The sequence below is a fragment of the Streptomyces viridifaciens genome, assembly GCF_001888885.2.
In the GTDB taxonomy this organism is placed as follows: domain Bacteria; phylum Actinomycetota; class Actinomycetes; order Streptomycetales; family Streptomycetaceae; genus Kitasatospora; species Kitasatospora aureofaciens.
This window is the reverse complement of the sequence record NZ_CP090841.1, coordinates 3,822,217-3,842,007: the sequence shown is the minus strand read 5'-3', so window position 1 is coordinate 3,842,007 and position 19,791 is coordinate 3,822,217. Positions and strand designations below refer to the sequence as shown.

Here is a 19,791-nt window from a genome sequence, read left to right as displayed (position 1 = left end):
ACAGGAGATGCGCGTCACCCTGCTCACCGAGGGGACGTACCCGCACCAGCACGGCGGTGTGAGCGTCTGGTGCGACCAGCTCGTTCAGGGCATGCCGGACGTCGACTTCGACATCGTCGCCGTCACCGGGACCGGCCAGGAACCACTGGCCTGGGAACTGCCCGCCAACGTACGGTCGGTCACCACCGCACCGCTGTGGGGACCCGCCTCGGAGGCCCGACCGCCGCGCGGCAAGGAGATGCGGCGCTTCCTCAACGCGTACGAGCGCTTCCTGCACTCCATCCTCGACCCGGTCTACACCACCCACTTCGGCACCGAGCTGTACGGCTTCGCCGACCTCGCCCGGCGCGGCCTGCTCAGCCCCGCGCTGCGCAGCGAACGCGCCCTGCGCACCCTCCAGCACGTGTGGACCCGCGACTACCTGCCCACCGCGGTGTCCCGGCCCACCCTGCACGACGCGCTGAACGCCACCGACCTGCTGGAGCACGCGCTGCGGCCGCTCTCGGTCAACCCGCCCACCGACGGCGTCGCCCACGCGGCCAGCGGCGGCCTCGCCACCCTGCCCGGGCTGATCGCCGCCCAGCAGTACGGCGTACCGTTCCTGCTCACCGAGCACGGCATCTACCTGCGCGAGCGCTACCTCGGCTACCGCACCGGCCCGTACCGCTGGCCGGTCAAGGCGCTGCTGCTCGGCTTCTACCGGATGCTCGCCGAGGAGAGCTACCGCCAGGCCGCGCTGGTCACCCCCGGCAACCGGTACAACCGGCGCTGGGAGGAGCGCGGCGGCACCCCCTCCGCCCACATCCGCACCGTCTACAACGGCGTGGACCCGGCCGCCTTCCCGCCCGCCGGGCCGGAGCCCGAGACGCCGACCCTCAGCTGGGCCGGCCGGGTCGACCCGATCAAGGACCTGGAGACGCTGATCCGGGCCTTCGCCATCGTCCACCGTGAGATCCCCGAGGCGCGGCTGCGGCTCTTCGGGGGCACCCCCAAGGGCGGCGAGGCGTACCGGGACGGCTGCATAGCCCTGGCCGCCGAGCTCGGCGTAGCCGACTCGGTGGCCTTCGAGGGCCGCGTCGCCGACATCACCGACGCGTACGCGGCGGGCAACGTGGTCATGCTCTCCAGCATCAGCGAGGGCTTCCCGTTCACCCTGATCGAAGCCATGTCCTGCGGCCGCGCGACCGTCTCGACCGACGTCGGCGGCGTGCGCGAGGCGGTCGGCGACACCGGGCTGGTCGTCCCGCCGCGCGAGCCCGAGCCGATGGCGGCCGCCGCCATCGAGCTGCTGCGCGACCCCGCGCGCCGCGCCCGGCTCGGCGAGGGGGCCCGGCTGCGCGTCATCGAGCAGTTCACGCTCCGCCAGAACATCGACGGCTTCCGGGGCATCTACACCGAGCTCCTGGGCACTGCCCGCTGGATGCCCGGCGGCGTGGTCGCCGTCACCGACGAGGTCCCCAGCCCGGACTGGGAACCGCGGCTGACCGCCGTGCCGCCCCAGCACAGCGAGGTGGGCGCGTGAGCGAGCGAGCCATCGAGAGGTGCGTGTCCCGCGAAGCGGCCGCCGAGCGCGGCGAGGTGGGCGGCGTGAGCGAGCGAAGCGAGCGAGCCATCGAGAGGTGCGTGTCCCGCGAAGCGGCCGCCGAGCGCAGCGAGGTGGGCGGCGTGAGCGAGCGAAGCGAGCGAGCCATCGAGAGGTGCGTGTCCCGCGAAGCGGCCGCCGAGCGCAGCGAGGTGGGCGCATGAGCGGTCCGATACGCCTCGTCCCTGACGAGGGCGGTTCCGAGCGGACGATGCAGCTGCGCACCCTGCCGCTGAAGCGCCGCCGCCCCGCCGAGCCCGACCCCGCCGAGCAGCTCGGCCTGTCCGACGACCCGCTGGACGAGCTCGCCGAGCGGCTGCGCGACATCTGCGCCGACGCCGTCCACCCGTACGAGATCGCGGCCTTCCTGGAGTCCGACGGCCTCTCCGACGAGCAGGCCGCCCTGCTGTACGGCCGCCCCGACGCCTTCACCGTCGCCGAGGAGCTGTTCGAGAAGGTCGAGCGCCGCTACCCCGGCCCGAGCTCCGAGTTCGCCAACCCCTGGCGGGCCGACCCCTGGCGCTGCGTGGTGCGCGGCCTGGTGTTCGCCCTGCCCGGACTCGGCTACCTGCTGGGCGCCAACCTGTTCGCGACCACCCGGATGCGCTTCGGGCTTCCCTCGGGCATGCTCGCGCTGTCCATCGCCACGCTGGTCAGCTGGGGCTTCAACCAGGCCCTGGCGCACCGGGCGTACCGCTGGCTGGGCCGGCTGCGCCGCCGGGAGGCCGCGGTCTGCCTGGCGATCGGCGCGCCGATCGGCGCGCTGCTGGCCTCCGCCGCCGCGTACGTGGTCGGCGGACCGCTCGGCGCCCTGTGGTTCGCCGCGGGGCAGTCCTGCTACCTGGCCGCGGCCACCGCCCTGCTGGTGCTCGGGCGGGAGAAGTTCCTGCTGCTGGCGCTCGCCCCGGCCTCGGTCGGCGCGGGCGTGGTGCTGGCGGTCGACGTCCCGGAGCTGGTCCGTACGGTGGTGCTGCTCGCCTCGGTGGCGCTGGCGGTCGGCCTGGCCGTCCGGGAGCTCCTGGTCGCGGCCCGCGGCGGCGAACGGGACGGCGTGGAGCTCAGGCTGCCGATCCGCCAGGAGGTCCCGCACCTGCTGTTCGGACTGGCCTGCGGCGCGCTCACGCTGATCGCCGGCCTCGGCGAGACCATCCACCAGGCCGTGCACGCCGCCTCCCACGTGGCGCACGCCCACCCCGGGCACGCCCACGCGGTGGCGGAGGTGAAGACCACCCCGACCGGCCCCGCCATGATCGCGCTGACACTCAGTCTCGGCCTCGCCGAGTGGCTGCTGTTCCGCTACCGGGCGATGGCCGTGGCCGCACTGCGCACCAGCCACACCACCGGGCAGTTCACCCGCCGCACCGGCGGAATCCTGCTCGGCTGCCTGTTCATCTACCTCACCACCGTGGCCGCGCTGGACGCCGCCGCGACCGTGCTGTGGCCGGGCGCCCCGTCGCTCGGCGTGCCGCAGCTCGGCGCGATGCTGCTCCTGGGCGGCTCGCTCTGGCTGGCGCTGCTGCTGAACGCCTTCGGGTTCAGCTGGAGCACCGCCCTCATCTGTCTGGCCGCCGCGGTCGCCGAGAGCGTCGGGCTGCTGACCGGTGCGGACCCGATCGTCCTGCAGCTGATCGGCTGCGGGACGGCCGCACTCGTCCTCACCGCCACCGCCGGGCCCGCGCTCGGCCGCACCACCCAACACCGCTGACACCTCAGCCCCGCTGAGTGCCAGCCTCCACCGAGAACACCATCGGCCGACTGTCACGGGACGTCCGGCCGCTCCCGAAATCGAGAAAGCGAATCCGCATGAGCAGCGTCGCGGTTACCGGAGCCGAGGGCTTCATCGGCTCCCACCTCGTCGAGACCCTGGTCGCCGACGGGCACCACGTCCGCGCGATGGTCCAGTACAACTCCTTCTCCTCCTTCGGCTGGCTGGAGACCCTGTCCCCGGAGGTGCTGGACTCGGTCGAGATCGTGCTCGGCGACGTCCGGGACCCGGGCTCGGTCAACGGCCTGGTCAAGGGCACCGAGGCGGTCTACCACCTGGCCGCTCTGATCGCGATCCCGTACTCCTACCGCGCCCCCCACTCGTACGTGGACACCAACGTCACCGGCACCCTGAACGTGCTGGAGGCGGTGCGCCACCTGGAGATCCCGCGTCTGGTGCACACCTCCACCAGCGAGACCTACGGCACCGCGCAGACCGTGCCGATCACCGAGGACCACCCGATCAACACCCAGTCCCCGTACGCCGCCTCCAAGGCCGGCGGGGACCGACTGGCCGACAGCTACCACGCCAGCTTCGAGACCCCGGTCGTCACCCTGCGCCCGTTCAACACCTTCGGTCCGCGCCAGTCGATGCGCGCCGTCATCCCGACCGTGATCGCCCAGGTGGCGGCCGGCCAGACCGAGATCACCCTCGGCGACCTGCGCCCGACCCGCGACTTCATGTTCGTCAAGGACACCGCCAACGCCTTCCGCACGGTGGGCACCGCGCCCGCCGAGACGGTGGTCGGCCGGACCTTCAACGCCGGCACCGGCGGCGAGATCTCGGTCGGCGACCTGGTCACCCTGGTCGGCAAGCTGATGGGCGTCGACCTGCTGGTGAAGGAGGACGAGCAGCGCATCCGTCCGACCAACTCCGAGGTCATGCGCCTGGTCGCGGACGCCACCCGGCTGCGCGAGGCCACCGGCTGGGCCCCGCTGTTCAGCCTGGAGCAGGGCCTGGAGCAGACCATCGAGTTCTTCCGCGACCCGGCCAACCTGGCGCGCTACAAGACCGACATCTACAACGTCTGACCGCCGTAACGATCATGCTCGTCCTGGTCTCCGGGATTCGTGTCCTACACATCCTTTCCGTGGGGGAAACACCATGCACGCAGTGATCCTGGCCGGCGGTAAGGGCGTCCGCCTCCGCCCGTACACCACCGCGCTTCCCAAGCCGCTCGTCCCGATCGGCGACCAGCACGCGATCCTGGAGATCGTGATGCGCCAGCTCGCCGCCGCGGGCTTCAAGACCGTCACCCTGGCCATCGGCCACCTCGGCCACATCATCCGCGCCTACGTCGGCAACGGCTCGCAGTGGGGCCTGCGGGTCGGCTACGCCGTCGAGGACAGCCCGCTCGGCACCATGGGTCCGCTGCTCACCATGCAGGACCGGCTGCCGGAGCACTTCCTGGTGATGAACGGCGACATCCTCACCGACCTGGACTTCGCCGGGGTGCTCAAGCACCACGAGGCGTCCGGCGCCCCGCTGACCATCGCCACCTACGCCCGCCAGGTGAAGATCGACTTCGGCGTGCTGACCACCGACTCCGGCACCATCACCGGCTTCCAGGAGAAGCCCAGCATCGACTACCGGGTCTCGATGGGCGTGTACGGAGTCTCCCGCGCGGCGCTCGCCAAGTACACCCCGGGCCTCCCGCTGGGCTTCGACGAGCTGGTGCTCGACCTGCTCGCCGCCGACACCCCGCCCGCCGCCTACGACTTCGGCGGCTACTGGCTGGACATCGGCCGCCCGGACGACTACGACCGGGCGAACGCCGAGTTCTCGTCGATCCGCCCGGTCCTGATGCCCTTCGAGTCGGCCGCCACCGTGCCGGGCGTCGCGGAACTGCCGGTCCCGGCCTCCCGCACCGCCCCGGACGACGCGGCCGAGGAGCCCGCCGCCGTGGGCGCCGAGAGCGACGGACGGGCCGCGTGAGAATCCTGCTGCTCGGCGGCGACGGCTTCCTGGGCCGTCACGCCTCCGCCGTCCTGCGGTCGCTGCCCGGGGCCACCGTGCTGACCGCGGGCCGGCGGCCCGCTCACGACCTCCGGCTGGACCTGGGCACCGCCCAGGCCGGCCCGCTCGGCGAGGAACTGGCCGCGCTGGCCCCCGACGTGGTGGTCAACTTCGCCGGCGCGGTGGCCGGCAGCGCGGTCAAGCTCGCCGAGGTGAACGCCCGCGGTCCCGCGGTGCTCTGCGAGGCGCTCGCCCTGGGCACCCCGAAGGCCCGGCTGGTGCACATCGGTTCGGCCGGCGAGTACGGCGTCTGCGCGGAGGGCGAGTCCCTGACCGAGCAGGCCGACGCCCGCCCGGTCGGCGTGTACGGCGCGACCAAGCTGGCCGGCTCCCTCGCGGTCGCGGGCTCCCCGCTGGACGCGGTGGTGCTGCGGGTGTTCAACCCGGTCGGCCCGGGCGCCCCGGCGGGCTCGCTGCCCGGCCGGCTGGCGGCCGAGCTGCGCCGGGTGGCGCCCGAGGGCGCCGACGGCGTGGTCACGGTCGGGGACCTCTCCGCCTACCGGGACTTCGTGGACGCCCGGGACATCGCCAGGGCGGTCGGTCTGGCCGTCTCCGCCGACCGTCCGCTCCCCCGGGTGCTCAACCTCGCCTCCGGGCGGGCCCAGCCGGTCCGGGCGATCGCCGACGGCCTGGTCGCGGCGTCCGGCTTCACCGGCCGGATCGACGAGAGCGGAGCGGGCTCCGAGCGCTCGGCCGGGGTCTCCTGGCAGCAGGCCGACGTGTCGGCCGCCGCCCGGGAACTCGGTTGGCACCCGGAGACCGTCCTCGCCGACACCCTGCGCGACCTGTGGCTCGACACCGACGGGCCCGCGTCGACCCCGGTGGTCGCATGACCGCCGGGACCACCCCCGACGGCCGCCTGCTGGTGCCGCTGTACGTCCACCCCGCGGTGGACCCGGCGGCCTGGCAGGCGGTCGCCGCCGCCGACCCCGCCCGGATCGCCGCCGTGGTGCTCAACCTCGCGGACGGTCCCGGCGAGGTGCCGGACCACGTCTTCGCCGACGCGGCCGAGGAACTCCGCGCGGCCGGACTGCCGTTGGTCGGCTACGCCGACACCGACTACGGCCGCAGGCCGCACGCGGCGGTGGTCGCCGACATCCTGACGTACCGCCAGCGGCACGGCATCACCGGCGTGTACCTCGACCAGGTCGCCACCCACCCCGGCGCGCTGGCGCACTACCGGCGGCTCGCGACGGCCGCCCGGGCGGCCGGCTGCGGCACCGTGGTGTTCGGCCACGGCGAGCACCCCGATCCCGGGTACGCCGAGGTCGGCCTCGCCGACCTGCTGGTCACCTTCGAGGGCGACTGGGACGCGTACCGCGCCATGACCCTGCCGCTGTGGACCGGCCGCCACGCGGCCTCCCGCTTCTGCCACCTGGTCTACGACGTCCCGGCCGAGTCCGCCCAGGACGCCGCCGCACTGATCACCGCCCGGCGAGCCGGCGTCGGCTGTGCCGTACCGGGCGCCGGGGAGAACCCCTGGCGCACCCTGCCCTACGGCCTCACCGCCGCTGAACTGACCTGACCCGATCCGGAGTTCGACTACCGTGAACCGCCGTAACCGGCTGCTGCCGGCCACCATAGCCTTCGCCACCGTCACCGCCCTGCTGGTCAGCTCGTGCAGCAGCTCGGGATCGGAGGACGACCAGGACCCGGCCGACGGCACCCCGAGCAACTCGCCCGCGGCCACCGCGCCGAGCACCCCCGGCGACGGCTCCGCCACCCCCGGCACACCCAGCGCCCCCGGCACCACCTCGGCCCCGGGCACCCCGGGCACCACCACCGCCCCGGGCACCCCGGGCACCCCGGGCACCACCACCCCGCCCGGCAGCACCGCCCAGCCCCCGGCCGGCGCCCGCTGGCAGCCCACCCCGGGCCTGGCCTGGCAGTGGCAGCTCGGCGGCACCGTCGACCAGTCGGTGGACGTACCGGTCTACGACATCGACGGCTTCGAGAACGACGCCTCGGTGGTCGCCGCGCTGCACGCCAAGGGCCGCAAGGTGATCTGCTACATCAACGCGGGCTCCTGGGAGGACTTCCGCCCCGACTCCACCGCCTTCGCCAAGGCCCTGCAGGGCTCGGACACCGGCTGGAAGGGCGAGAAGTGGTTCGACATCCGCAAGCTCGACCAGCTGAAGCCGCTGATGGCAGCCCGCTTCGACATGTGCAGGAGCAAGGGCTTCGACGCCATCGAGCCGGACACCATCGAGGCCTACAACCAGAACAGCGGCTTCCCGCTCACCCCTGACGACCAGCTCGCGTACAACCGCATGCTGGCGAAGCTCGCGCACGACCGCGGCCTGGCCATCGGCCTGAAGAACGACCTGGACCAGATCCCCGCGCTGCTGCCGGACTTCGACTTCGCGGTGAACGAGGAGTGCTCGCAGTTCGACGAGTGCGACCGCGTCGCACCGTTCGTCAAGGCGGGCAAGGCGGTCTTCCACGTCGAGTACAAGCTCGACACGGACCAGTTCTGCGCCAAGACCAAGGCGCTGGGCTTCAGTTCGATGCAGAAGAAGCTCGACCTCAACGCCTGGCGCAAGCCCTGCTGAGGACGGACTCTCCCGTCGCGCGGGTGGCTCGGAGCGGAGCCACCCGCGCGAGGGTCACTTGACCGCCAGCCAGACGACGGCGCCCAGGACGACCAGGGCGACGACGGCGACCAGCGCGATCACGCCGGTGCGACCGCCGCTCTTGCTGCTGCTGCCGTAGGTGGAGACGGAACCCGGTGCCTGACGCGCCGGGCTCTCGTCGACGAACGCCCGGAACATCTGGGTGCTACCGGCGGGGTCGTAGTCGTTGTCAGCCATGGCACGGACTCTAACGAATCCGCCCACCTCAGGCACACCCCGGACCCCTCTCCCGCCCGACGGACCACCCGGGCGTGCGACAGCGGCACGACGGGATCGTGAAATCCGCGTGACCGACGGAATGCACTGCCGCGCAAGCGGGTTGACTGCGGGCATGACCACCGGAAACCACAGCCGGGTCCGCCTCGGCACCTCCGACCTGTCCGTCCACCCGCTCTCCCTCGGCGGCAACGTCTTCGGCTGGACGGCCGACGAACAGCAGTCCTTCGCCGTGCTGGACGCCTACGCGGCGGCCGGCGGCAACTTCGTCGACACCGCCGACTTCTACTCCGCCTGGGCCCCCGGCAACACCGGCGGCGAGTCCGAGACGGTGATCGGCAACTGGCTGCGCACCCGCGGCAACCGCGACGACATCGTGATCGCCACCAAGGTCGGCCTGCACCCCGAGGCGAGCGGCCTGGGCGCGGCCACCATCAAGGCCGCCGCCGAGGCCTCGCTGCGCCGCCTGGGCGTGGACCACATCGACCTGTACTACACCCACCGGGACGACGACACCCCGGTCGAGGAGTTCGTGACCGCCCTGGACGAGCTGGTCCGCGCCGGCAAGGTCCGGGCGGTCGCCGCCTCCAACATCTCCGCCGAGCGGCTCGCCGAGGCACTGGCCTTCGCCGAGCGCGAGGGCCTGACCAAGTACGTCGCGGTCCAGCCGCACTACAACCTGGTGTCCCGCGCCACCTTCGAGGGCCCGCTGGCCGAGGTGGTCGCCGAGCACGGCCTCGCCACCGTGCCGTACTACGCGCTCGCCTCCGGCTTCCTGACCGGCAAGTACCGCCCGGGTGGCACGGGCGTCGACAGCGCCCGCGCCGAGGGCGCCGCCCGCTACCTGGCCGAGCCGCGCGGCCCCAAGGTCCTGGACGCCCTGGACTCGGTCGCCGCCGACCACGGCGTCGAGCCCGCGAGCGTCGCCCTGGCCTGGCTCGCCGCCCGCCCGACCGTCGCCGCCCCGATCGCCAGCGCCCGCACCGTCGACCAGCTGCCCCCGCTGCTGGCCGGCGCGACGCTGGAGCTCACCCCTGCGCAGACCGCGCTGCTGGACGAGGCCTCCGCCTGAGCACACGACCGGGCCCCCGGACAGCACGCCGCTGTCCGGGGGCCCGGTCGTGCTCCGCGGCTACGGCCGCCCGAAGTGGGTCGGGTAGTAGCCCGGGCTGGGCGTCGACACCCGGACGGCCCTGCCCGGCCGCGGCGCCCGCGCAGGCACATCAACGGATGGTCGGGGCGGTCGGCGCAGCTCAGCGCCGCCGGACGCCGGATCCACGGGCGGACACCCGGCGGGCGATCGGCCCGATTCCGGCGAGCACCAGCAGCCCCCCGGCGAGCAGGCCGTGCCTGCGGGGCCGACCGGCCGCCACCACCACGGCCGCCGGGGGCTCGGCCACCCGGCCCGGACGCCCGCCCTGCGGAGCGGGGGCCGCGGCGGGCCCGGCGGTGGAGGCGGCGTCCGGAAGCGAAACGGCGCTACGCGGCGACGGGGCAGAGCCCGCGGGTACAACGGGCACGGACGGCACCACCGGCGGGACGACGACCGGCAGCAGCCCCGGCGGAACGGGCCGGACCTCCGGGAGTTCGGTCGGGCCGGAGGGCTTCGGCGAGGACGCCACCGACGCCGTCGCACTCGCACCCGCGCCCGCACCCACACCCGCGCCCGCCCCAACCACCGCCGTAGCAGCGGGAGTGGAAGCGGGAGCCGGCCGGGACGGCAGGGCCGAACCGCCGGTCGCCGCAACCGGGGCACTCGGGCTGGGCCCCGCCGGGGTCGGCACCGCGGCCGCCACCCGCACCCGTACCGGGTCCGCCGCGGCTCCGTTCCCCGCCGGGTCGGTCACCGTGACGGTCAGCCACTGCTCCCCGTCCGCCAGGTCCCGGTTGGCGGTGCAGCTCCAGCTCCCGTCCAGCGCCGCCGTCACCCCGCACAGCACCGTACGGTCCCCCGGCCCGGCACCCGCCCTCGCAGCCGCCGTGACCAGCACGTCCGCCCCCGGTTCGGCCCGCCCGGCGAGTTTCGGCCGGCTGACCCGCAGCACCTCCCCCGGGGCGGGCGAGCCGAGCACCGGCTTGTCCGGCGGCACGGTGTCCACCACCAGCGCGACCGGCTGCCCCACCGTCCGGTTCCCCGCCGCGTCGACCGCGGTCGGGGTGAGCCGGTGGGTGCCGTCCGCCAGGTTCTCGACCGGCAGACAGGACCACGCGCCGTCCGGCCGGACAGCAACGCTGCACAGGTCGGAGGAGGTGGTCCGGTCGCCGACCGAGACGGTGCTGCCCGCCTCGCCGGTGCCGGTGAGCCGCAGCGCCGGATCGTTGGTGTGGGTGGGGAGGGTGAGCAGGGGCGCGGCCGGCGGGGCGGTCTTCACGGTGACCTTGACGGTCTCGCCGCGCAGCACCACGCCCCCGCCGGTGATCTCCGCCGGGGTCAGGCCGTGCGCCCCGGCCGCGAGCGCCCCGGCGGGCCGGCAGGACCAGTCGCCGCCGCGCTCGACCCCGGCCCTGCACAGCGTCCTGTCGCCCTCCCGGACCTCCACCGACGCACCCGGAACCGCGCCCTCGCCGCGGACCTGCGGGCGGGCGTCGGCCAGTACGGTGCCGTCGACCGGTTCGGCGATCTCGGGCCGCGCCGCACCGACGGTGAGCCTGATCCGCTGGTCGGAGACCTGCCCCGAGTCGGCGAAGCCGCCGGAGGGGACGAGCTGGCTGGTGTCGCGGCCGATCCGCAGCCGGGCCCAGGTCTCGCCGGAGGCGGCGCCGGGCGGCACGGTCCACTCCAGGGTCGCGGTGTCGGCGCCGGCCGGGATCTCGGTCTGCACCCGCTCGGCGGGCTCGAACCGGCCGTTGTGGTCGAAGTCGATCCAGCCGGCCAGGGTCGCGGGCTGGTCGCCCACCGCGACCGGGACGCTGAGCCGGTAGTAGTGGCCGACCGCGGCCTCGTCGGGGAAGCCGATCGAGGGGTCGGCGCCCTGGTACTCACCGCGGCCGGGCCGGAGCCTGGGCGGCGGCTGACTGCCGGCGGGGCGGGTGAAGGGGTTGCCGCGCCGCACGGCGCCGTGGTCGAGCTCGACCATCGGCTCGCCGTCCGCGGGGCCGCCGGGCCGGGACCGGTCCCGATGGGAGGGGGTGGTGGCGTCGGCGCCCAGGAAGAGGTCGGAGACCACGTGCGAGGCGTTGCCGTAGGACTGCGGCGCGGTGCCGAGGTCCTCGTCCACCGTGACGGTGAAGGCCTGGCGCAGCGCGGGCGGGGCGGTGGCGCTACCCGCCCGGGCGGTGCAGCGCTGCTCGATCCGGAACACCGCGGTGCGGACCGTCCCGGCGAGTTCCAGGGTGCCTTCGGCGGCGGAGCCGGCCGTGCCGTCGGAGGAGCCGTCGGCCCCGTCGGGGGCGAGCGAGTCGCCGTCGACCGTCCAGCCGGGCCAGTCGGTGCGGCGGACCAGGGTGGGGGCCGCCGGTGCGCCGCCGGTGAGGGAGAGCCGGACCGCGGTGCTGGTGGTGCCGGATTTCCCGGCGGCCACGGCGGCCAGTCCGCTCAGGTGCAGCCGGGGATTGCGGACCGGCCGGGAGAAACCCAGCCGAAGAGTACCGACGGTGCGCCAGGAACCGTCCGCCTGCGGATGGTCGGGGGTGATTCCGAAGGTCTGGGCCGGGTCGCCGGGGTACATTCCGTCCGCGTACACCATTGCGGAATGCCCCCCTCCGGAACGGTCCGCCAGTTGGCCCGGCCCGGCGTTGACGCCCGTACCGGGTGCGGCCGCGAAGTCGAACCGGACGGCGAGCCCGGACGGCAGCACCGCCCGGCGCTCCCCCGACCAGGCGTCAGGGGACTGCTGCGCGGCCGAGAACGGTGCGTTCCAGCCGGTCAGCGCTCCGACCGTGAGAACGGCCAGGGCGGCTGCCGTGCGGGGAAACCGTCGGCCCATCCGGCCCTCCTTCACGGTCGGCTGCCGGGGAGGCGGGCAGTCCGGGCACAAGATCCGACAAAACGGAACCACGACCCCGGACCGGTCATACCGCGACACCTGTCGTTCCGGCCGCGTCCCACCCGTTCGGCAGCCCTCCCGACAGCAGAACGGGATGCACCCGAACGGCTGTGTTCCACCCATTGGCCGGCGATGGATCCCGCCCGAACGACCGGACCGCCGGAACGGCCGAGAACCGGGGACTCCGGCCGATTCGCCGGACACCGGCGTCCGACCAGGCGTACCTCGTGATCGCCCGGATCATGACCGAGGCCGCCGGCGACGTCCCGGATGATCAACCGCACCGACCCGGGGTGACCCGCGTCACGGAGGGGCCGGGGCCGGGAAAACGGAAAAGCCCCCGGCCGGTGGCCGGGGGCTTCTCGCTGGTGCGCTCAGCAGGATTCGAACCTGCAACCTCTTGATCCGTAGTCAAGTGCTCTATCCGTTGAGCTATGAGCGCAAGGAACGGGCGAACCCGATCTTGCGGAGTTTGGTGCGCTCAGCAGGATTCGAACCTGCAACCTCTTGATCCGTAGTCAAGTGCTCTATCCGTTGAGCTATGAGCGCTCGCCCTGTGGACGTTGTCCTCGGGGCGTTGCGGGGACAACATTACATGACCTGCGACGTAGGACGAAATCGATTGATCCGGCCCCTCCGGGCCGGCTGGCGATCACGCCCCGGACATGCAGAAGAGCCCCGCCGACAAGATCTCGACGGGGCTCCCGGCTGCGGAGGCTGAGGGATTTGAACCCTCGATCAGGAATAACCCCGAAACCGCATTAGCAGTGCGGCGCCATAGACCGGACTAGGCGAAGCCTCCCCACATGGACCGCACCCGCGCGAAGCGGACCCGTTCCGTGTGTCAGTGATGATGCCACAACCGTGGGGCTCGGCACCAACCACCGCCAACGTTACTAGGCGGGTCGCCCCCGCCGCAAAGAAGAATGAGATACTGCCGACTCCGGAGGAGCTGCCCTGAGCCGAGGAGACCTGTCGACGTGAGCAGCAGGCCGATCCGAGGCGCTGCTCGCCTCGACGCCATACTCGACGCCCTGCCCGACGCGTTGTTGCTGGTGAACAGCAACGGCACCGTCGTGGACGCCAACAGCGCGGCGGTCCAGGCGCTGCAGGCGCCGGGCACCTCGCTGGTCGGCATGGGCGTGCTCGGCCTGCTGCCCGAGTTCGACCCCAGCCGCATCCCCGGCTCGATGCGCCCGGCCACCCGCGACGGCGACGCCCTCGACCGCCCGGTCCGGATGACCGCCCACCGCACCGACGGCACGACCTTCCCGGTCGAGGTCTCCGGCAACGACTTCGCCACCGACGGCGGCGAGGGCTACGGGCGCTCCCCGTACGACCCCTACCGCGACGGCCCCCGCGCCTCCTCGTCCTCCGACCTGCTCCTGCTGCTGGTCCGCGACCTCTCCGGACGGCTGGGCGTCGAGGCCGAGCTGCGCCGCCAGCACAAGCAGACCGAGATGATCCTGCGGGCCGCCGCCGAGGGCGTGCTCGGCGTGGACCTCGAAGGCCGCTGCGTCCTGGTCAACCCGGCCGCCGCGCACATCCTGGAGTACCGGGCGAGCGAGCTGGGCGGGCGCGAACTGCACCCGCTGATCCAGCACTCCCGGGCCGACGGCACCCCGCTGGCGCTGGAGGAGTCCGCACTGCTGGACACCCTGACCTCCGGGCGCAAGCACCGGGTGCGCGGCACCGTGCTGTGGCGCAAGGACGGCCGCCCGGTCACCGTCGACCTCACCACCGCCCCGGTCCGGGACGGCGACCAGCTGGTCGGCGCGGTGATGACCTTCACCGACCGCAGCCGCGAACTCGCCCTGATCGCCCGCAACGAGCACCTCACCGCCGTCCTGGAGAGCGAGCTCGGCGGCGCGCTGAGCGCGCTGAACCAGCGGCTGGACCGGCTCGCCGCCGACCCCGCCGGACAGCTCTGGCCGGAGGCCAACTGGACCCTGCGCCGGCTCGCCGACGAGTGCCGCCGGTTCGGGAAGCTGATCGACGGGGTGCTCGAACACCAGCGCTCCGAGGCCGGCGAGAACGGGCCGGCCGAGGGCAGGGACGCGAAGGACGGCAAGACCGGGCGCCAGGCCGAGCAGCGGGTGCCGGTCGGCCTGGACAAGGTGGTCCGCCGGGCCGTCGAGGAGGCCGGCGAGCTGGTCGGCCCCGGCCGGGTGCGCTTCTCGGTGCACGCCGCCGCGGTCGAGGTGATCGCCGACAAGCGGCGGCTCGCCCAGGCGCTGGCCCACCTGGTCGCCGACGTCAGCGGCACCGGCCTCTCGCTGGACCCGCCCGTCGCCCCCTCCCCCGGTCTGGCCGTCCCCGGCCTGACCACGCCCGGACTGGGCGGCCCGCCCACCCCGGCCACGCCCGCCGAACCACCGACCGTCGTCCTGGCCGCCGCCCAGCGCGGCGAGGTCGCCCGGGTCGAGATCCGCGGTCCCGGCATCGGCGGCAGCGCCGTCCACCTGCCGATAGCCCGCGCGGTGGTCGAGCGCCACGGTGGCGTGCTCCAGCCGCACGAGCTGCCCGGCAAGGCCGGGACCACGTACGTGGTCGAGCTGCCGTTGGACCCGGTCGCCGCGAAGGCCGCCGCCGAGCGCGCGTCCGCCGAGGGCCGCTCCGACCGGCCCAAGGAGACCGACAGCGCCGTCCTGCCCGAGCTGCCGGGCATCCCCCCGCTGCCCAGCAGCGGCGACGTCGCCGAGGACACCGGGAGCACCCCGACCGCCGCCGGCGCCCCGGCCGGACCGAGCGGACCGGACGGCCCGGGCGACGAACGGCCCGCCCGCGCCCCCGAAGCCGAGCAGGCGCCCACCGAGGAGCCCCCGGCCGAGCGCCGCGGCCGCCGCGGCCGCCCCGCCGCCGGGACCCCGGCCCCGGAGGCCGCCACCCCCCCGGCCGGCCCCGCCGACCAGTGGCCGAACGCCCCCGCCCGGGTGGAGCGGGACGTCCCCGAGCAGTGGAACGGCACCGGCAACGACCCCGCGTACGGCCGCCGCGGCCTGGCCGCCCCGCAGCCGCCGCAGAGCGACCCGTGGGGCAAGGACGACGGCCGTTCCGGCCCCGCCTACGCCGTGCCCGTCGAGGGCGAGCGCCCGCAGCAGGCCCGGCCCGCCGGCCGGGAGCCGCTCGCCCTCGGCCCCGCACCCGCCGACGCCGCCCAGCCGGGCGACGCCCCCACCGAGGACGGCGCCGGGACCAAGCCGCGCCGCCGCCGCGCCCTGCCCTCCGCCGAGGACTCGTCGGGCGGATTCGCGCTGCCCGGTGTGGGCGACGCCCCGGTGTACCCCGGCCTGGAGCACGCCCTGCCCACCGGGCCGGCGCCCGCCCCGGCCGAGCCCGCCGCCGCGCCGACCGGCCGCCGCCGCCGGCTCTCCGTACCGCCCGGTCCCGCCGCCGACGCCCCGGCTGGAGCCCCCGCCCCGCAGCCCGGCGGTGCGCTGGAACCCGCCCGGCCCGCGCTGCCCTCCGCCGAGGAGCAGAGCGGCCCGCGCCCGGTCGGCAGCGGGCTGGCCGAACTCACCCCGCCGCGCCCGGCGGTCACCCCGGTCGGCACCCCGCCGGTGCCCGCCGTCCCGGCGCAGCCGCCGGTACCGGTCGCGCCGCGCCCGATGGCCGAACTGCCGGCCGCCGGGGGCGAGCGCCCGGACGCCGAGCAGTCGCAGCCCGCGTCCGGCGAGCTGGCCAACACCCGCCGGCTGCTGGTCTGGCCCGAGCCCGACCCCGCCACCGGCCAGGCGCTCCAGTCGCGCGGCTACCTCCCGGTGATCGTCCGCTCCCGCGAGGAGGTGGACGCCCAGGTGGCCGGCTTCCCGGCGGCGCTCTTCGTCGACCCGCTGACCAGCCCGATCACCCGCACCGCGCTGCAGTCCCTGCGCACCGCGGCCCTCAACAGCCGGATCCCGGTGCTGGTCACCGCAGGCCTCGGCCAGGCCACCCGGGACGCCGCGTACGGCGCCGACCCGGCCGTACTGCTGCGCGCCCTCGCCCCGCGCGACGGCGAGCACCACGCCCCGCGGGTGCTGCTGGTCGAGGGCGACCCGGACATCGCCGCCGCGATGATCAGCAGCCTGGAGCGGCGCGGCATGCACGTCGAGCACGCGGTGGACGAGAACGACGCGGTCGCCCGCGCCAGCAGCGTCCAGCCCAACCTGGTGGTGATGGACCTGTTCCAGATCCGCCGCCGCCGGGTCGGGCTGCTGGACTGGCTGCGCGCCAACGACCGGCTGCACCGCACCCCGCTCGTGGTCTACACCTCGGTGGACCTCGACCCGCGCGAACTGCCCCGGCTGCGCACCGGCGAGACGGTGCTGTTCCTGGCCGAGCGCTCGACCAGCGAGGACGTCCAGTCCCGGATCGTCGACCTGCTCGGGCGGATCGGCGCGATGGGCGAGGCGGGCGTCGCCGCCGCGGGCTGAACCCGGACGTGCCAGAGGGCCGGCCCCCGTACCGAACGGGGGCCGGCCCTCCTGTCGTCCTACTCCTTGCCGAGCGTGGCGACGTCCAGCTCGTCGGCCGCGTAGCTGGCCCGGATCACCTTCTTGTCGAACTTGCCGACGGAGGTCTTCGGGACGGACTCCACGATCGCCCAGCGCTCCGGCAGCTGCCAGGAGGCGATCCGCTCGGCCAGGAAGGCCCGCAGCTCCCGCAGCCCGGCGGTCGCGCCCGGGCGCAGCACGACGGTGGCCAGCGGGCGCTCGCCCCACTTCTCGTCCGGCACCGCGACCACGGCGGCCTCGGCCACCTGGGGGTGGCCCATCAGGGCGTTCTCCAGCTCGACCGAGGAGATCCACTCCCCGCCCGACTTGATGACGTCCTTGGCCCGGTCGGTGAGGGTCAGGTAGCCGTCGGCGGTGATGGTGCCCACGTCGCCGGTGCGCAGCCAGCCGTCCTCGGAGAACTTGTCGTCCGGGCGGACCGGGTCCTGCCCGGCGCCTCCGTAGTAGGCCCCGGCGATCCACGGGCCGCGCACCTCCAGCTCGCCGGCCGCGACGCCGTCGTGCGGCATCCGCTCGCCGCCCGGGCCGATCAGCCGGGCCTCGACAGAGGCCGGGAAGAGGCCCTGGGTGATCCGGTACGGCCACTCCTCCTCGGGGGTGAGGCCGCCCGGCGGCTGGGCGAAGCAGCCGAGCGGGGAGGTCTCGGTCATGCCCCAGGCGTGCAGCACCCGGATGCCGTGGCGCTCGTCGTAGGCCTTCATCAGCGAGGGCGGGCAGGCGCTGCCGCCGATGACCACCATGCGCAGGCTGGAGGTGTCGTAGTCGCCCGCGTCCAGTTCGTCCAGCAGGCCGCTCCAGATGGTCGGGACGGCGGCGCTGACGGTGGGGCGGACGGCGGTGATCATCTCGGCCATCGGCTTGGGCTGGAGGAAACGATCCGGCATGAGCAGGTTGGCGCCGGACATGAAGGCGGCGTGCGGGATGCCCCAGGCATTCACGTGGAACATCGGGACCACCGGCAGGGCGGTGTCGCGCGGGGTGAAGGCGAAGTTGTCACCGGTGTTGACCTGCATGCAGTGCAGGTAGATCGAACGGTGGCTGTAGAGCACGCCCTTCGGGTCGCCGGTGGTGCCGGAGGTGTAGCAGAGCACGGCGGCCTGGCGCTCGTCGATGTCGCGCTGCCACGGGTAGTCGGTGGGCCGGTCGGCGATCAGCTCGTCGTAGTCGTGCACGCCGCCCGCGAAGCCGGCCAGCAGCGAACGGTCGCCGGGGCCGGCCACCACGACGTGCTTCAGCGTGGGCGCTAGGTCCGGCAGCACGGCGGCGAGCAGCGGCAGGACGCTGCCGTTGACGATCACCACGCGGTCGGCGGCGTGGTTGACGATGAAGGACAGCTGCTGGGAGGGCAGCCGCAGGTTCAGGGTGTGCAGCACGGCCCCCATCGAGGGGACGGCGAGGTACGCCTCCAGGTGGAAGTCGTTGTTCCACATCAGGGTCGCGACGCGGTCGTCCCCCGTCACCCCGAGCTCGTCGCGCAGCGCGTGGGCGAGCTGCGCGGCGCGGGCGCCCACCTCGGCGTAGGTCCGCACGACCGGCCCGGTGACGTCCCAGGTGGTGACGGTCGACCGGGCGTGGACGGTGGACCCGTGCTCCAGGATCCGGGCGACGGTGAGCGGTACGTCCTGCATCGTGCTGAACACGGGTCCTCCTCGACCTGGCGGCACCGGTGGCTCCTACGGCACACCTACCGGGCGGTAATACGGCCCGGACGTGCCCGATTGTGCCGTTTCCGTCCATCCCCTGTCAGCATCCCGGCACCGTTGCACGGATCACGGATTCGTCCCGTGGCCGACCCGCCCGGAGGGTCCGGGCCGCTCCTCGCGCCGCCCCCTCGTGCACGGTGAGCGGCCACCCGGTCGACGGGCCGCGCGGGCCCGCCCTTTCGGGCGCACCCGTCCGCTTCCGTCCCGATATTTGTAACGAGCTTGCCCGTTCATCGCTCCTTACGGCAAACTCGCTAGTATGCCCACCTCCCATACCAGCGAAACCGCTGCACCCACCTCGGCCTCCGCCGTCGCCGAGGCCCTTGCCATGCCGCCCGCCCCCAAGGGCGAGCCCGCCGGCGAGCGGGGCAGCTGGCGACGAGGTGGGGAGCCCGGCTCCGCGGCGCCCCCGGGGGTGCGCCCCGGCCGGTCCACCGGTCGGTTCGGCAAGGTACTGCGGCGCCCGGAGCGGATCCCGGCGCCGCTTCTGTGTCTGGTCGCGATGTTCCTGGTGCAGACCGGCATCGCCCTGTCCAAGCCGCTGTTCGGCCCGCTCGGGGTCAGCGGCACCACCTTCCTGCGGCTGGGCTTCGCCGCCGCCATCCTGCTCGCCGTCACCCGGCCCCGGCTGCGCGACAAGCGCCCGCGCGACCTCGCCGCGGCCGCCCTGCTCGGCGTCGCCTCGGCCGGGATGACCTACCTGTTCGCCGGGGCGATCGACCGGCTGCCGATGGGCACCGCCGCGACCATCGAGTTCCTCGGTCCGCTCGCGGTCGCCCTGGTCTTCGCCCGGCGCGCCAGCCACCTGCTCTGGGCGCTGCTCGCCGCGGCCGGCGTCGTCCTGCTGACCCTGCTCGGCGAGGGCGACGGGGGCGGCTCGCTCGACCCGGTCGGCCTGCTCTACGCCTTCGGTGCGGCCGCCTGCTACGCGGTGTACATCCTGTTCACCGACAAGGTCGGCGCCACCTTCCAGGGCTTCCAGGGCCTCGCGGTGTCGATGACGGTCGGGGCGCTGGCCCTCGCGCCGTTCGGGTTCGGCGAGGCCCGGGACGGGCTGACCGCCCCCGGCGCCTCGCCGCTGGTACTGCTCGCCTCGGTGGCCGGCGTGGCGGTGCTGCTGCCGGTGCTCCCGTACGCGCTGGAGATGACGGCGCTGCGCCGGATGCCGCAGCGGGTGTTCAGCGTGCTGGTCAGCCTGGAGCCGGCGGTCAGCGCACTGGTCGGGCTGGTGGTGCTCGGCCAGCTGCTGGGCGCGGCGCAGCTGGCCGGGATCGGCTGCGTGGTCGCGGCCAGCGTGGGGGCCACGCTGACCGGGCGGCGCTGACCCGGGCGGCACTGGCCCGGGCGGCACTGGCCAGGGGGTGCTGACCGGGGGCACGGCGGGCTACGGCGTG

At 74.5% G+C, this 19,791-nt stretch carries 13 protein-coding genes, 3 tRNA genes and 1 pseudogene; 11 read left to right on the top strand and 6 right to left on the bottom strand.

What is annotated here, in order from left to right:
* The first annotated feature begins 7 nt into the window (after positions 1-7).
* The 8 genes and pseudogenes from pelF to BOQ63_RS24130 all read left to right on the top strand — a co-directional run bounded on the left by pelF (position 8) and on the right by BOQ63_RS24130 (position 7,915).
* A complete protein-coding gene (pelF, locus tag BOQ63_RS24165) occupies positions 8-1,522 on the top strand; it encodes a GT4 family glycosyltransferase PelF (RefSeq protein WP_046386937.1) in 1,515 nt (504 codons plus the stop codon).
* Complete coding sequence (locus BOQ63_RS24160; RefSeq protein WP_150476084.1) at positions 1,519-1,746, top strand: hypothetical protein; 228 nt, start codon at positions 1,519-1,521, stop codon at positions 1,744-1,746. Before pelF ends, BOQ63_RS24160 begins: the two co-directional genes overlap by 4 nt.
* Positions 1,743-3,287 carry a hypothetical protein gene (locus tag BOQ63_RS24155; RefSeq protein WP_030278480.1) on the top strand — a complete coding sequence of 515 codons (1,545 nt, stop codon included), beginning with the start codon at positions 1,743-1,745 and terminating at the stop codon, positions 3,285-3,287. The genes BOQ63_RS24160 and BOQ63_RS24155 overlap by 4 nt, the downstream gene beginning before the upstream one ends.
* Positions 3,288-3,385: 98 nt before the next feature.
* Positions 3,386-4,378 carry an SDR family NAD(P)-dependent oxidoreductase gene (locus tag BOQ63_RS24150; protein ID WP_030278478.1) on the top strand — a complete coding sequence of 331 codons (993 nt, stop codon included), beginning with the start codon at positions 3,386-3,388 and terminating at the stop codon, positions 4,376-4,378.
* 73 nt (positions 4,379-4,451) lie between these two features.
* Positions 4,452-5,153 (top strand): annotated as a pseudogene (locus BOQ63_RS24145) (nucleotidyltransferase family protein); the annotation flags it as partial.
* 125 nt (positions 5,154-5,278) lie between these two features.
* Positions 5,279-6,196, top strand: coding sequence for an NAD-dependent epimerase/dehydratase family protein (locus tag BOQ63_RS24140; protein ID WP_046386938.1), 918 nt, complete (start codon positions 5,279-5,281; stop codon positions 6,194-6,196).
* Positions 6,193-6,888, top strand: coding sequence for a spherulation-specific family 4 protein (locus BOQ63_RS24135; RefSeq protein WP_030278471.1), 696 nt, complete (start codon positions 6,193-6,195; stop codon positions 6,886-6,888). Before BOQ63_RS24140 ends, BOQ63_RS24135 begins: the two co-directional genes overlap by 4 nt.
* A gap of 22 nt (positions 6,889-6,910) precedes the next feature.
* Entirely contained in the window at positions 6,911-7,915 is a 1,005-nt protein-coding gene (locus tag BOQ63_RS24130) for an endo alpha-1,4 polygalactosaminidase (RefSeq protein WP_030278469.1), read from the top strand.
* Between the two features lie 54 nt (positions 7,916-7,969).
* Here the strand turns inward: BOQ63_RS24130 and BOQ63_RS24125 are convergent, their stop codons facing one another.
* Positions 7,970-8,173 carry a hypothetical protein gene (locus tag BOQ63_RS24125; RefSeq protein WP_030278467.1) on the bottom strand — a complete coding sequence of 68 codons (204 nt, stop codon included), beginning with the start codon at positions 8,171-8,173 and terminating at the stop codon, positions 7,970-7,972.
* Positions 8,174-8,327: 154 nt separating this feature from the next.
* Between BOQ63_RS24125 and BOQ63_RS24120 the strand changes: the two genes are divergently transcribed.
* Positions 8,328-9,284, top strand: a complete 957-nt coding sequence (locus BOQ63_RS24120) for an aldo/keto reductase (RefSeq protein WP_030278465.1) — start codon at positions 8,328-8,330, stop codon at positions 9,282-9,284.
* Between the two features lie 181 nt (positions 9,285-9,465).
* Here the strand turns inward: BOQ63_RS24120 and BOQ63_RS24115 are convergent, their stop codons facing one another.
* The 4 genes from BOQ63_RS24115 to BOQ63_RS24100 form a co-directional block, all read right to left on the bottom strand.
* Entirely contained in the window at positions 9,466-12,138 is a 2,673-nt protein-coding gene (locus BOQ63_RS24115) for an Ig-like domain-containing protein (RefSeq protein WP_072654945.1), read from the bottom strand.
* Positions 12,139-12,564: 426 nt separating this feature from the next.
* Positions 12,565-12,640: transfer RNA gene (locus BOQ63_RS24110), tRNA-Arg, on the bottom strand.
* Positions 12,641-12,671: 31 nt separating this feature from the next.
* Positions 12,672-12,747: transfer RNA gene (locus BOQ63_RS24105), tRNA-Arg, on the bottom strand.
* A gap of 162 nt (positions 12,748-12,909) precedes the next feature.
* A tRNA-Ser gene (locus tag BOQ63_RS24100) sits at positions 12,910-13,000 on the bottom strand.
* A gap of 178 nt (positions 13,001-13,178) precedes the next feature.
* Here BOQ63_RS24100 and BOQ63_RS24095 point away from each other — a divergent pair.
* Positions 13,179-16,613, top strand: a complete 3,435-nt coding sequence (locus tag BOQ63_RS24095; RefSeq protein ID WP_223886029.1) for a PAS domain-containing protein — start codon at positions 13,179-13,181, stop codon at positions 16,611-16,613.
* Positions 16,614-16,672: 59 nt separating this feature from the next.
* On the opposite strand, the gene BOQ63_RS24090 is transcribed toward BOQ63_RS24095, so the two are convergent.
* Positions 16,673-18,334, bottom strand: a complete 1,662-nt coding sequence (locus BOQ63_RS24090) for a long-chain fatty acid--CoA ligase (protein ID WP_072654943.1) — start codon at positions 18,332-18,334, stop codon at positions 16,673-16,675.
* A gap of 322 nt (positions 18,335-18,656) precedes the next feature.
* Between BOQ63_RS24090 and BOQ63_RS24085 the strand changes: the two genes are divergently transcribed.
* Positions 18,657-19,721, top strand: a complete 1,065-nt coding sequence (locus tag BOQ63_RS24085) for an EamA family transporter (RefSeq protein WP_197697981.1) — start codon at positions 18,657-18,659, stop codon at positions 19,719-19,721.
* Positions 19,722-19,791 lie beyond the last annotated feature (70 nt).

Excerpts from the sequence above, each read along its gene's own strand:
- BOQ63_RS24155 (WP_030278480.1), top strand. The coding sequence starts at position 1,743 with ATGAGCGGTCCGATACGCCTCGTCCCTGACGAGGGCGGTTCCGAGCGG.
- BOQ63_RS24135 (WP_030278471.1), top strand. The coding sequence starts at position 6,193 with ATGACCGCCGGGACCACCCCCGACGGCCGCCTGCTGGTGCCGCTGTAC.
- pelF (WP_046386937.1), top strand. The coding sequence starts at position 8 with ATGCGCGTCACCCTGCTCACCGAGGGGACGTACCCGCACCAGCACGGC.
- BOQ63_RS24150 (WP_030278478.1), top strand. The coding sequence starts at position 3,386 with ATGAGCAGCGTCGCGGTTACCGGAGCCGAGGGCTTCATCGGCTCCCAC.
- BOQ63_RS24115 (WP_072654945.1), bottom strand. The coding sequence starts at position 12,138 with ATGGGCCGACGGTTTCCCCGCACGGCAGCCGCCCTGGCCGTTCTCACG.
- BOQ63_RS24085 (WP_197697981.1), top strand. The coding sequence starts at position 18,657 with ATGCCCACCTCCCATACCAGCGAAACCGCTGCACCCACCTCGGCCTCC.
- BOQ63_RS24125 (WP_030278467.1), bottom strand. The coding sequence starts at position 8,173 with ATGGCTGACAACGACTACGACCCCGCCGGTAGCACCCAGATGTTCCGG.
- BOQ63_RS24120 (WP_030278465.1), top strand. The coding sequence starts at position 8,328 with ATGACCACCGGAAACCACAGCCGGGTCCGCCTCGGCACCTCCGACCTG.